The following is a 14,009-nucleotide window of genomic DNA, read 5'->3' on the forward strand; positions in this document are numbered from 1 at the left end:
AAACCATAGAGGCTTTCTTTAAAATGGCTAAAAATATATACCAAATAAAAAATTTAAGAACCAGAAAGTTTCTTGGAATATACGGATTCTTATGGCTTGTATTCATAACACATAATCTTATAAGTTGGTTTAAATCTACAATTCTTTATGGTGCTGAATTTGAAAATATGGGAGTTAGAGCACTAGTAAAAACTGTTGGAAACATAAAAGGTTTTGTTAAAAGAACTTCTCTTGGAATTAAAGTAAATATTCCGCCACTAACAAAGTTAGCGAAGTTAATTGCAGATGTACTTTGCAATCCTAGATATATCCAACTAACTTTCGATATTTCGAGTTAAAACAATTTTTACTAATGCAATATAATCCAAAATTGGAAGATTTGCTTTTTGCTCTTTTCAGTTCGGCCATTTTTAAAATTCACATATTATTCCATAGCATATTTATCTTAAATTGCATAGATAATAAAATATTATGGATAATAGTAACAGGTAATTATATGCAAGTATAATTTTTATATTTGTACGAAATCTAGGTAATTAGAATTCATATAAAAATGAGCAGTGAGAATTTGGAAAAGAATTTTAATAATAGGTGGGAATAAAGAGAGTGGTTTAGAAGTTACATGTTTATTTCTTAAAAATAATTATAAAGCTATCTATATTATATAAATCGTGTTATACTTATAAAAATAGATTTAGGTATTATTAAAAATGGCTATTAATCATAGCCATTTTTGTTTCGCTAAAAATAAAGAAGGAAGAAAATAAAATATATGAAATTTGAAGAATTAAACATAATAGAACCAATATTGAAAGCATTAAAAGATGAAAATTATAAAGAAGCTAGTAAAATACAAGAAGAAGCAATTCCATCAATTTTACTTGGTAAAGATCTACTGGGGTGTGCGCAGACAGGAACAGGCAAAACAGCTGCTTTTGCAATACCTACATTGCAGTTATTATATAATTCAAATAAAGTTGCAAAGAAGAATAGAATACAGTCACTAATTTTAACGCCTACTAGAGAATTAGCGATACAAATATATGAGAGTATTCAATCATATGGGAAAAACTTAAATTTAAAGCCAGCTGTAATATTTGGTGGTGTATCACAAAAACCCCAAGAGGAAGTGTTAAGAAAAGGTGTAGATATATTAATAGCAACACCAGGAAGATTAAATGATTTAGTTAATCAAAAACTTATAGATTTAAGTGAAATAGAAATATTCATATTAGATGAAGCTGATAGAATGTTAGATATGGGATTTATAAATGATGTAAAAAAGGTCATAAAATATATTCCCCAAAAAAGACAGACATTATTTTTCTCAGCAACTATGCCAAATGAAATTAAAAATTTAGTGAGTACACTTTTAGTAGAGCCTGTTGTAGTGGAAGTAACACCTGTATCATCAACAGTTGATAAGATAAAGCAATTGCTTTACTATGTAGATAAACCGAATAAGAAAAAATTACTGATAAGTCTATTAAAAACAGAGAAAATCCCATCAGTTTTAGTTTTCACAAGAACAAAAAGTGATGCTAATAGATTAGTAAAGTATTTAGAAGCAGTAGAAATAGGAGCAAAAGCAATTCATGGAAATAAATCTCAAAATGCGAGACAAGAAGCATTGCAAAGCTTTAAAGAAAAAAAAATACGAGTATTAATAGCTACAGATATAGCAGCAAGAGGAATTGACATTGATGAATTATCACATGTAATTAATTATGGCTTACCTAATATACCAGAAACTTATGTACATAGAATTGGAAGAACAGGAAGAGCAGGTCAATGTGGAATAGCCATATCGTTTAGTGATGTAGATGAAATACCTTATGTTAGAGATATAGAAAAATTAATTAAAAAGAAAATAGATATAGTTGAAGGACATAAATATCCAATGGTAAATCTAACACCAAGTCCTAAAATTAAAGCTATAGGAAACAGACCTAGATCAGGAGATGCTCCTAAAGCTAAGGGAACAGGAAGTAACAATGCATCTAAAACTAAAACAACAGCAGTAGGAAATAAAAGTACATCTAAAGCAGCAGCTATAGCAAACTCTACCACACGTAAAGCTATGGGAACAGCAAATCAAAATGTAGGTAAAACTATAATTGGAGCAAAGAAAAATGCAACTATAACAACAAGTTTTAAATAAATTTTTAAGCACTAATAGTATTAGAGATAATAGTATTGGTGCTTTTTTATTAAAGTTTATTGTCAGTTAGATTTTTGGTGAATATATCAAAGTACTAATTTTAATAAATTTATATGAGCATTTTATAGTACTGATACATCTAATATATGTAATACTTAGCTAGGTAGTATAAATTAAGGAGGAAAAGATGGAGTTGATATCATTTTTAGATTATAGAAAAAAGTCAATAGTATCTAAAGCAAAGAAAGGTGATAAAGAAGCTTTTTTAGGACTTATAGATGAAAATAGATTAAATCTATATAGGGTGGCTAGAGGGATTTTAAAAGATAAAGAAGATATTGAAGATGCACTTCAAAATACTGTTATACACTCATTACAAAAAATAAACTCTTTGAAAAAGGACCAATATTTCAGAACCTGGATAATAAGAATTTTAATTAATGAATGCAATGAAATATTAAGGAAAAGTAAGAGGATTACGCATTTAGATGATAAAAGTAATAATGAAATTTATAGTGATAGCTATGAAAATATGGATTTAACAAGAGCAATAAATTCATTAAGTAAAGAACTGAGAATAACTACAGTATTATTTTATTTTGAAGATATGAGTCTTAAGGATATTGCAAAAGTATTGAAAATTCCAGAGGGAACTGTTAGGTCAAGGCTTACAAGAGCAGGAGGGAAACTTAGAGAAGTAATGAGTGAGGTGGAAGTATGATGCAAGTAAATGATGATTTATTCGATGATGAAATAAGAAAAAAATTAAAAAGTGAAATAAGCTATGTACCCAAAGATATTAATCAAAAAATTGATGATGCAGTTAGCAGCGTAGAAAAAAGAAAATTTAATGTAAAAAAGGTCTCAAGCATATGTGCAATATGTATAATTGGTATACTATTACTAGGAATGGCTATGCCAACTTATGCAAGCAATATTCCTTTTATAGGAAGTATACTTGAAAAGTTGAACTATAAAAATTATAAGAAGTATGGTTCAGATTTAAATATAACTAAAGAAAGTAATGGCTTAAAGGTTACTATTAATAAAGTTGTTTATGATGGTCTTGAGATAGCTGTATTTTATAGTATTAAAAGTGAAGAGCCAATGGAGAATAAGCCTAATTTTATAGGAGCAAAGCTGAAGATAAATGGAAAGGAAGCAATTCTTGGAGGAGAGGAATCAGGAGAAATTTTAGATGATAAAAATATTTATGCTGGAGTTATAAAATATAGAGTTGGAATAGACCAAATGATATGGAAGAACACTAAAGAACAAGATAAAAATAATGAAGATATAGAAATGCCTAATGAGTTTGTATTAAATTTAAATATAGATAAAATTGGTGTAGGAAAGTGGACTTTTGATATTCCTGTAAGTATTGAGACGATTAATGATAAAATTAAAGAAAAGGAGTGTAATATAGAGTTAAGAAATGGATATAATATAAATAAAATTATTACAACACCGATAAATACAGAATTAGAAGGAATTATAGCAAGTGATAAAAGTGATAATAAGTACTTACAATTTTCTGTGTTTGATGATAAAGGAAGACACTTTTTAGACGAAGCAGGGGAAACTTATGTACATTCAGATAAAGATGGGAAATCTCATGAGCATCTTAGTTATATGTATAAACCAATCTACGATGATACGGAATCACTAACATTTATACCATATACAGATACTACTACTGTATCAGATGATACAAATAATAGTATTGCTGCAAAATTAAATTTAAAAGGAGAAACAAAGTTATATTCTGACAATGGAAAAGAATATGCTACTATTACTAGAATTGAAACATCAAATGAAAAAACAAAAATTTATTATAAATCACAATATGGAATTCATGTATCTCCGATTTATATAACAAATAATAAAACTGATGAGGAGATAATAGCATTTGAAGATTGGCAGAAAAATGCTGAAGAGATTGTTTATGTAAATAATAGTGATGAATATGTAGTTACTTGTGATAAAGTAATTACAGAAGGAGACTATTCAGTTAAAATGACAGATGAATCAAAATCTATTGAAGTTTATAATAATGATAAATTCACAATAAATATTAAATAGTAAATCTTCTATTATTGATTTGTACTTCAAGACTTTTAATATTCAATTTTAAACATTAGCATAAAGAATAACTTTAAGATAAAGATAAATAGTTGAAGTTATTCTTATTTTTAGATATAGTCATATTATAGGTGTAAAAATTATAAATAAAGGAGAATATCCTGATGAAAAAAAGCTTCAACATAGATGATTTTCTAATAAAATATCCATATTCTAAAGAAATAATTCACAAAAATAATATTAAAATTAATAATATTAAAGAAATTTATGAAGATTATGTTGAATATGAAAGTTCTTATGAAAATCAAGCACAGTTTATAGCAAACATATTGCGTTCTCAACCAATGGTACATTCAGTTAAGTCTCGAATTAAGGATCCAGATAGATTAGTGGAAAAGGTCATTAGAAAAACTGAAAATAGAAAAAGTAAATACGGAGATGAATTTGAATTTACAGTATATAACTATAAAAATGAAATAAATGACTTAATAGGAATAAGGGTTATACATATATTTAAGGACCAATGGCAAGAGATACATGAGTTTATTGTGAATACGTGGAAGGTTATAGAGATAACAGCAAATGTTAGGGACGGAGATAATATAAAAGTTTTTGATGATCCTAATATTGAAGTAAGGTCAAAAGCATCTGGATATCGTTCAGTACATTATTTAGTAGAATTCTATCCAACAAGTCAAAGAGTTATTGCTGAAATACAAGTTAGAACAATTTTTGAAGAAGGTTATGGTGAAATAGACCATAGACTTCGATATTCACATAGGAAAATTCCTGAAATTCTTCAATCTAATTTATTATTATTTAATAGAATAGTAGGTAGTGCAGATGAAATGGCATCTTTAATCAATAATTTAAGTAAGGAAGGGGGAGAAAAAGAATTTGACTATAAAAAGATAATAGAAAAACAAAAAGCAGAAATAAATATGTTAAAAAGCAAAATTAAAGATATTTAGGATTGGATTATATTACAGTTTTTGTAATAATTAATGGTAATGGCTCATATTATATTGACATTAAACATAAAGAAATGTAAACTACTTATCATGGAATAAGGATATATAAAGTTCTAATTAATTTACTACATTAAAGCAAGGTACAGTTATTAAATATATGTAGTTTATTTATTGGATAGTATATACACTTAAAATAATAATTTTGGAGGGAAACATGGATAGCATGACAGGAATATTAATTAATGTAGTGCCTTTTTTACTTGTATTTGTAGTATTTTATTTTCTACTTATATTACCAGAAAAGAAAAGAAAAAAGAAATACCAAGGTATGCTTGAAGAATTAAAAGTAAATGATGAGGTTGTAACAAGAGGTGGAATAATAGGAAAAATTTCACATATGGATGAGAAAACTATTACTCTTGAAACAAGTCCAGCTAAAACTAGAATTAAGTTTGAAAAGAGTGGGATAGCTTATAAAGTAAAAGAAGATTAATCATAATGCCCTTTAATACATCATAAAATGAGTATTGGGGGTGTTATTTTAATGGAAAATAGTAAATACTTTAAATCAGTATTAAAAGGAACTATAGGAACTATAATTTTTAGCTTTATAGGAATAACAGTTTTATCTATGCTTATGACTAAATTAGTATTTAGTAAAGGTGTCTTTAACATGGCATATGTAATAATATCGTTATGCAGCTTAAGCTTAGGTGCAATAATAGGTGCAAAGAAAAATGAAGCAAAAGGATGGCTTGTTGGTTTTGGAGTAGCTTTAGGTTACTATGTAGTATTATTTATATTATCAAGTAGTTTTAGTGGTGAAATAACCTTTAAATTATTTGATTTAACTAAACTGATTATAGCCTTAGTCGTAGGAACTTTAGCAGGAATGCTTGGGATAAATCTATAAGACAATTTTATTTTTAATTATATTCATATATGATTACAAAGAAGTTATCAATATAGAAAGAAAATTTTGATAAATTTACAAAGAATTTTTTAAGCACAATAATACATGAATAAAATTCTTTATTAAGAAATTATAGTATGCTATAATGAACAATGTGCCAACATAAGAGTATAATAACGTTTAAAATTAAGAAAAATAAGTTTTTCTGTATAAGAATTTATTTTCTTAATTTTAAATCTTTTAGTATTTTACATAACAATACAAAAAGTAGACTAAATTGTCATTGGAAGTTTTCTGATTGAGGAAGAGAGGAAATACTAATTAAGAAAAGACAGAAATGCAGAGGGGGATTAAGATGAAAAAGAAAGGCAAAAGTACGGTATTGTTTATATTAATTGTTGCCGTAATTGGATTGTTAGCTTTTTCAGGATTTAAAGGATTTATCATAGGAGGATATGAATTTAAATCATTTGATAAAGTAATAACTAGAGGATTGGATTTACAAGGTGGAGTTTCTGTACTTATGGAAATTCAAAAGGACAAAGTTACAAAGGAAGAATTAGACAGTGCTAAAGAACATATAGCACTTAGAGTAAATAAGCTTGGAGTTGCTGAAACTATTGTAACAACTGAAGGCGAAAAAAAAATAAGAGTAGATATTCCTGGAAAAAGTAATTCTAAAGACATTGTGGACAGCTTAAAACAATCAGGTAATTTAAGCTTTAAAGCACCAAATGGAGATGTAATTTTAACTGGTGATGATGTAAAAAAAGCAACAGCACAAATGGATCAACAAAATGGTGGATATGAAGTAGGTTTAGAGTTAAATGATGAAGGAGCACAAAAATTTGCAGAAGCAACAGGTAAATATATAGGTCAAAAGATTTCTATTTACCTTGATGATGAAATGGTATCAGATCCAACTGTAAATTCACAAATTACAGGTGGAAAAGCAAGCATTCAAACTCATGGTACATTAGAAGATAATAAAAAATTGGCTGGAATGATTAATTCTGGAGCACTTCCACTTCCTGTAAAAGCGGTTTCAGTTAGTAATGTTGGAGCAGAATTAGGAGCTACAGCATTCCCCAATTCCATTAAAGCAGGAATTATAGGTGTTGGATTAGTATTTTTATTTTTGCTATTCCATTATAGAGTTCAAGGGTTAATGGGATGTGTTGCTTTAACATTATATATTACACTTACACTTTTTGCTTTTGTAGAAGTAGGAGTTACATTAACGCTTCCAGGTATTGCAGCATTCCTGCTTACGATTGGTGTTGCAGTTGATGCCAATATATTAACCTTCGAAAGAACCAAAGAAGAATTAAGAAAAGGGTATTCTGTTAAAGCAGCTGCTAAGAAGGGTTCTGAAAATGCTATGTCTTCAATATTAGATTCAAATGTAACAACATTACTTGCAGCGTTGATTTTATATTTCATAGGTTCAGGTGCAGTTAAGGGATTTGCAATTACACTTATGATGGGTATCATAATAACTTTATTTACAGGCTTAGTAGTAACTAAAGTGCTTGTTAATTTAGCAATTGAATGTGGAATTATAAATAAACCATCGCATTTCGGAGTTAAGATTAAAAAGGAGGATGAAAAACATGATTAAGATAATGGAAAGAACAAAAATATGGTTTTCAATTTCCTTAATAATTATTGTAATTGGAATAGGATTCTTATGTTTTAGAGGATTAAACTTTGGAATAGATTTCAGAGGCGGTTCGGACATAATATTACAGCTAGATGAAAATATAAATAGAGAAGAAGTAGATATAATTGTTAAAGGTTATGCACCAGATGCAAATACAAATACTTTAGATAATAATCAATATGAAATAAAATCGGCAGATCTAGATAGTGCTAAATTAGATTCAATTATGACTGATTTAAAAAATAAGTATAAATTAGATGATACATTATTAGTTTCACAAGATGAAATTGGTTCATCAGTAGGAAAAGAATTAACTAAAAATTCAATTACAGCTTTATTAGCTGCCTTTGCGGCAATGCTTGTATATATAGCAATAAGATTTGAATTTAAATTTGGTGTAGCAGCTATAGCAGCTACAATACATGATATACTTATAACTATTTCTGTTTATTCAATATTCAATATACCAGTAAATACGCCTTTTATAGCAGCGGTTCTAACTATAGTAGGATATTCTATGTGCGATACAATAGTTATTTTTGATAGAATAAGAGAAAATACAAAAATCTTGAGAAGATCAAAGCCAATTGAAGTAGCTGATATTAGTATAACTGAAACAATAGCAAGATCGTTATATACATCACTTGCAACAGTAGTTACTATAATTGCAATGAATTTCTTAGTACCATCTGTTCAAGGGTTTACAATTCCGTTAATAGTTGGAATAATAAGTGGAGCATATTCTTCAATATGTATAGCATCACCAATATGGGTGTATTTAAAAGATAAAATTGGAAACAAAAAAGGAAAACTACAAAGAGCTTAATTACTGGAAAACATTTGAAAGCCTCCAGCACTAGATGGAGGTTTTTTCATTTCTAATTAAAGTAATTGTAAAAATAACTATAATCATATATAATATAGGTGTTTTCTAATTTTATGGAGGAAAAAGCCATGCGTAAATTCTGGGAAAGTATATATTGTCCAAATTATATTAGTGGATATAACCCATTTATACTTAAAGGTATGAACAAAGCAATAGAGAGATTAGCTTTAGCTGTCAATAACAGACAAAAAATTGTCGTTTATGGCACCTATAATGTTGATGGAATTTGTGCAGTTTCATCATTGATTCTTGTTTTAAGATACTTAAATGCTGATGTTGAATATTTAATATATGATAGACAAGAAAATGATGCAAGAATAAATTCAGTGGATATTAAAGATAATGTAGATTTCTTAGGTGCTGAGCTTTTAATAACTTTAGGGGTAGGATTAAAATCACAAGAAGAAGTAGATTTATGCAAAAAATTAGGCATTGATTTAATTGTTCTTGAAAATGAAAAAAGTAAGCTTGTGACTGATTACATTTACATTAATCCAAATCAAGAGGGTTGCCAATATAGATATAAAAATTTATCAACAAGTGGGTTAGCTTTTAAACTTATGCAAGCAGTTGCTATTTATTATAATATGAAAAGTATAAATAAGTATTTAGATTTAATACTTATTGGCATTAAGTGGGCAAAAGTTTCAGCTAAAGGAGAAAATGGAGTATTAATTAAAGAGGGAAATAAATTTTTAATGAATACTAATAATAATGGGTTAAGGTCGGTAATAGAATTTAATAATATAGAAGAATTTAGTGATGATGGTATAAATAAAATAATAGAATTTATAATTCCGCCTATAGGGGCAGTAGGAATTACAGATAATGCTCGAATAGTTTTAGAATTATTAACAACTAATGATAAAGATAGAGCAGATCAAATTATTAAATATTTATATAGTTTAAAGAGAAATAATCCTTTAGAACATATTTAATGAGTTCTATTTAATCATTACTAAGTATGTATTTTACAGCTAAAAATATCTAATTACAAATTATGGCCATATTAAAATAAATGCTGTGGAGGAATAAAAATGAATTTAAAAGAAAAAATTAGAGTGATTGAAAATTTTCCTAAAGAGGGGATTAGCTTTAAGGATATAACAACATTAATATCTGATGGGGAAGCTTTAAAAGAGGCTATTGATCAATTTGTAACGTATTTAAAAGATAAGAAAATTGATGCAATAGTTGGACCAGAAGCAAGAGGCTTTATTTTTGGTGTTCCTGTAGCATATGCTTTAGGAGTTGGATTTATTCCAGTAAGAAAGCCAGGAAAGTTACCAGGAGAAATTATTTCAGTTAATTATGGATTGGAGTATGGAGAAGACGTACTTCAAATTCATAAAGATGCTATTAAACCGGGTCAAAGAGTTGCTATTGTTGACGATTTATTAGCTACTGGAGGAACTGTAGAAGGAGTTACTAAATTAATAGAACAAGTTGGTGGAGAAGTTGCTTCATTAGGTTTTGTGATAGAATTAACAGACCTTAATGGGAAAGATAAGCTAAAAGGATATGACGTATTATCATTAGTTAAATATGATGCTTAAGATTTAGAGATGATTATACATTTTTTTATGGTTATTTTATTTCATGTGTCTTATTGAAAATAATTCTAAAATAATATATAATTATTAAAAAGTAAGGCTGGTTAGAAAACCAGCCTTTGAATTTAGGCAGATTCAAAAAATAACAGATTAGTATGCGTGTCTATTTAGTGTATACTGTGTCGATAAGTACTGCTAATAGACTGATATAAGCAAACTTTTCTACTTGTTCAACACTAAATATATGCAACATTTTTGGTTTGTTATTTCGCATGCTTTATATTTAACGAATTAATATAGAAGGAGAGCAATCCTTATGGTTGATAAATTATTGGAAAAAATCCGTAACAATTGTAATAATGTTGATGTTGATATGATCAAAAAAGCATATCATTTTGCTGAAAATGCTCATAAGGAACAAAAAAGAGAATCAGGTGAACCTTACATAATCCATCCAATAGCGGTAGCTGAAATTTTAGCAGAATTAGGAATGGATACAAATACTATTGTAGCTGGATTATTGCATGATGTAATAGAAGATACAGATATTTCTTATGATGAAACAGTTGAACTTTTTAATGCAGAAATAGCGAATCTTGTTGAAGGTGTAACTAAGCTTACTAAGCTTGGAGAAATGGAATATAAAACTAAAGAGGAACAACAAGCAGATAATGTTAGAAAAATGCTGCTTGCTATGGCAAAAGATATTAGGGTAATAATAATTAAATTAGCAGATAGATTACATAATATGAGAACACTAAAATATGTGCCAGCTAAAAAGCAAAAAAATAAAGCAAAAGAAACTTTAGATATTTATGCACCTTTAGCTCATAGGTTAGGTATGTCTAAAATTAAGTGGGAATTAGAAGACTTATGCTTTAGATATTTGCATGAACAGGAGTACTATGATTTAGTCCATAGTATTGCAGAAAAAAGAGTTGAAAGAGAAGAATATATCAAAGATATAGTTAATGATTTAAATAAAAATCTTTTAGCATCTGGGATAGAATCAGATATTGATGGAAGACCAAAGCATTTTTATAGCATTTATAAGAAAATGGTAAATAAAAACAAAAGTATAGAGGAAATTTTTGATTTAACCGCTATAAGAGTTTTAGTTAATTCTGTTAAGGACTGTTACGGAGTGCTTGGAATAGTACATACAATATACAGACCAATTCCAGGCAGATTTAAGGATTATATTGCGATGCCTAAGCCAAATATGTATCAATCATTACATACTACTGTAATTGGACCACAAGGTAAAACCTTCGAAATACAAATAAGAACTTTTGAAATGCATAAAACAGCTGAGTACGGAATTGCAGCACACTGGAAATATAAAGAAGGTGACACGGCGCATCCAGAACAAGATAAACAAAAGGATTTCGAAAAGAAGCTTGTATGGCTTAGAGATATGCTAGAATGGCAAAAGGAAACATCAGATGCTGAAGAATTTATAGAAGGTTTTAAAATAGATTTATTTTCTGATGAAGTTTTTGTATTTACACCTAAAGGAGTTGTAATAAATTTATGCAGCAAGGCTACTCCAATAGATTTTGCTTATAGAATACATACCGATGTAGGAAATAAATGTGTAGGAGCAAAGGTGAATGGTAAAATAGTACCACTTGATTATACCCTTAAAACTGGGGAAATTGTTGAAATATTAACTTCTCCTAATGCAAAAGGACCTAATATGGATTGGTTGAATATTGCTAAAAGTAATCAATCTAAAAGTAAAATAAAACTTTGGTTTAAAAAAGCAAAAAAAGAAGAAAACATAATAAAAGGTAAGGAGCTTCTTGAAAAGGAATTAAAAAAGCAAGGCGTAAATTATGCAGATATTGCTAAAGGTGAAATTTATGATAAATTAATGAAGAGGTATAATATTCATTCAATGGATGATTTATATGCATTAATTGGAGTCGGTGGTTTTTCTGTATCAACACTTATTTTAAGGCTTAAGGAAGATAATGGTCTTATAATTAGAGATAGAGAAAAAGAAAACAAGGAAATTTTAAGTAAAGCAATTGAAGACCAAATAGCAAAATCATCAAGACAGCCTGAGCCAAATAGTAATGGAATAACCGTTAAAGGTGAAAGTAATCTTATGGTTAGATTTGCAAAATGTTGTAGTCCAGTTCCAGGAGATGACATTTTAGGGTACATTACTAAAGGCAGAGGAGTATCAGTACATAGAAGAGATTGCAGTAATTTGCAGAATCTTATAGATACGGATGCAGAAAGAGTTGTTGAAGTTAATTGGGGTTTAGCAAAAGGTACTGCATATTTTGCTGAAATTCAAGTTCAAGCAGACGATAGAGAGGGATTGCTTGCTGATATAATGAGTGTTATAACAGAGCTTAAATTGCAATTAAGTGCAGTAAATGCAAATTTATCAAAACAAGAATCTGCATTAATTACTGTAAAACTTAAGATTACATCTATAGAAAGTTTAAAAGATTTAATGAAAAGACTTAAGAGATTAAAAGGTGTAGTAGATGTATATAGAGTTAATAGTTAAATAGGAGAGGCGAAGCAACATGAGAGCAGTGGTACAAAGAGTGACTTCATCTAGTGTTTTAGTTAATGAAAAGATAATTGGGGAAATTGGAATAGGATTTAATGTATTAATAGGAATATCTAAAGAAGACACTTTAGAGGATTTAAAATATATAAAAGATAAGATTATTAATTTAAGAGTATTTCATGATGAAAATGATAAGATGAACCTATCACTACTGGATATTCAAGGTGAAATATTGGTTATATCGCAATTTACTTTATATGGAGATTGTAGAAAAGGAAGACGACCAAACTTTATGGAAGCACAAGGTGGAATTGAGGCAGTAAAGCTTTATGAAGAATTTTTAGAACTTCTTAAAACATCTGATTTAAAAGTTGAAAGTGGAGAATTTGGTGCTGATATGAAGGTTGAAATTAATAATGATGGTCCTGTTACAATACTATTAGATAGTAAAAGAAACTTTTAGATATATAAGTTGTAATTTTAATCATCTAATTTTTTAGCAAAATTGAGATATAGTAAATAATTTTAATGAATTATTTTGGTAATTATACATATATATGAAAGATAATATTTTGAGATATATCTTTAAGGAGGAAATAAATTTGATTATAAAAACTATTATGGCGGGAACGTATGAAGAAAATTGTTATTTAGTGATGAATGAGGATACTAGAGAACTTGCAATTGTAGATCCAGGCGGAAAATCAGCCTTGATTGAAGAAGAAATTAAAAAATTAAATGGAGAACCTAAGTTTATTCTTCTAACGCATGGGCATATGGATCATGTTGATGGAGTAGTTGAATTAGTTAATAAATTAAATATTCCATTTTATATAAATGAAATAGAAGAAAAATATATGGAAAATGACGAGTATGTATTTGGAACATTACCTAAATCATCTGGATATTTAAAAGAAGGTGATACTTTAACTTTAGGTGAAGATATAATTAAGGTTATAGAAACACCAGGCCATACTGCAGGTGGAATTTGTTTCTTAATTTCAGATAAATTATTTACAGGAGATACACTTTTCCAAGGATCAATTGGAAGAAGCGACTTCCCGGGTGGAAATGGAAGACAGCTTATTCAAAATATAAAGGATAAATTACTTCCACTCGGCGATGATATAGAAGTTTATCCAGGTCATGGGAATCCATCTACTATAGGTTATGAGAAAAGGATGAATCCATACTTATAATTGACAATTTAAGATTGACAATTGACAGTTATATTGCAATGTCTGTGA

13 protein-coding genes and 1 pseudogene are annotated in these 14,009 nt (G+C 28.3%); all 14 read left to right on the forward strand.

Going from position 1 to position 14,009, the window contains the following annotated elements; translation table 11 throughout:
• A pseudogene (locus tag CLPUN_RS15180) lies at positions 1–338 on the forward strand (transposase); the annotation flags it as partial.
• 434 nt (positions 339–772) lie between these two features.
• The gene (locus CLPUN_RS15185; RefSeq protein WP_077848097.1) at positions 773–2,161 is read left to right on the forward strand and encodes a DEAD/DEAH box helicase; all 1,389 of its coding nucleotides are present in this window, start codon (positions 773–775) and stop codon (positions 2,159–2,161) included.
• A 187-nt stretch (positions 2,162–2,348) separates the two neighbouring features.
• Positions 2,349–2,882, forward strand: a complete 534-nt coding sequence (locus tag CLPUN_RS15190; RefSeq protein WP_077848098.1) for an RNA polymerase sigma factor — start codon at positions 2,349–2,351, stop codon at positions 2,880–2,882.
• The gene (locus tag CLPUN_RS15195; RefSeq protein ID WP_077848099.1) at positions 2,879–4,243 is read left to right on the forward strand and encodes a DUF4179 domain-containing protein; all 1,365 of its coding nucleotides are present in this window, start codon (positions 2,879–2,881) and stop codon (positions 4,241–4,243) included. The genes CLPUN_RS15190 and CLPUN_RS15195 overlap by 4 nt, the downstream gene beginning before the upstream one ends.
• Before the next feature lie 164 nt (positions 4,244–4,407).
• A complete protein-coding gene (locus CLPUN_RS15200; RefSeq protein ID WP_077848100.1) occupies positions 4,408–5,214 on the forward strand; it encodes a RelA/SpoT domain-containing protein in 807 nt (268 codons plus the stop codon).
• A gap of 214 nt (positions 5,215–5,428) precedes the next feature.
• Positions 5,429–5,707, forward strand: a complete 279-nt coding sequence (gene yajC, locus CLPUN_RS15205) for a preprotein translocase subunit YajC (RefSeq protein ID WP_077848101.1) — start codon at positions 5,429–5,431, stop codon at positions 5,705–5,707.
• Positions 5,708–5,758: 51 nt separating this feature from the next.
• Complete coding sequence (locus CLPUN_RS15210; protein WP_077848102.1) at positions 5,759–6,127, forward strand: TIGR04086 family membrane protein; 369 nt, start codon at positions 5,759–5,761, stop codon at positions 6,125–6,127.
• Positions 6,128–6,482: 355 nt separating this feature from the next.
• Complete coding sequence (gene secD, locus CLPUN_RS15215) at positions 6,483–7,748, forward strand: protein translocase subunit SecD (RefSeq protein ID WP_077848103.1); 1,266 nt, start codon at positions 6,483–6,485, stop codon at positions 7,746–7,748.
• Entirely contained in the window at positions 7,741–8,616 is an 876-nt protein-coding gene (secF, locus tag CLPUN_RS15220) for a protein translocase subunit SecF (RefSeq protein ID WP_077848104.1), read from the forward strand. Before secD ends, secF begins: the two co-directional genes overlap by 8 nt.
• Before the next feature lie 128 nt (positions 8,617–8,744).
• Entirely contained in the window at positions 8,745–9,614 is an 870-nt protein-coding gene (locus tag CLPUN_RS15225; protein ID WP_077848105.1) for a DHH family phosphoesterase, read from the forward strand.
• 99 nt (positions 9,615–9,713) lie between these two features.
• Complete coding sequence (locus CLPUN_RS15230; protein ID WP_077848106.1) at positions 9,714–10,232, forward strand: adenine phosphoribosyltransferase; 519 nt, start codon at positions 9,714–9,716, stop codon at positions 10,230–10,232.
• 313 nt (positions 10,233–10,545) lie between these two features.
• Positions 10,546–12,756: a RelA/SpoT family protein gene (locus CLPUN_RS15235; RefSeq protein ID WP_077848107.1), complete on the forward strand. Its 2,211-nt coding sequence runs from the start codon at positions 10,546–10,548 to the stop codon at positions 12,754–12,756.
• A gap of 19 nt (positions 12,757–12,775) precedes the next feature.
• A complete protein-coding gene (dtd, locus tag CLPUN_RS15240; protein ID WP_077848108.1) occupies positions 12,776–13,225 on the forward strand; it encodes a D-aminoacyl-tRNA deacylase in 450 nt (149 codons plus the stop codon).
• 139 nt (positions 13,226–13,364) lie between these two features.
• Positions 13,365–13,961 carry an MBL fold metallo-hydrolase gene (locus tag CLPUN_RS15245; protein ID WP_077848109.1) on the forward strand — a complete coding sequence of 199 codons (597 nt, stop codon included), beginning with the start codon at positions 13,365–13,367 and terminating at the stop codon, positions 13,959–13,961.
• Positions 13,962–14,009: the final 48 nt, after the last annotated feature.

The sequence above is a fragment of the Clostridium puniceum genome, assembly GCF_002006345.1.
Classification (GTDB): Bacteria; Bacillota; Clostridia; order Clostridiales; family Clostridiaceae; genus Clostridium; species Clostridium puniceum.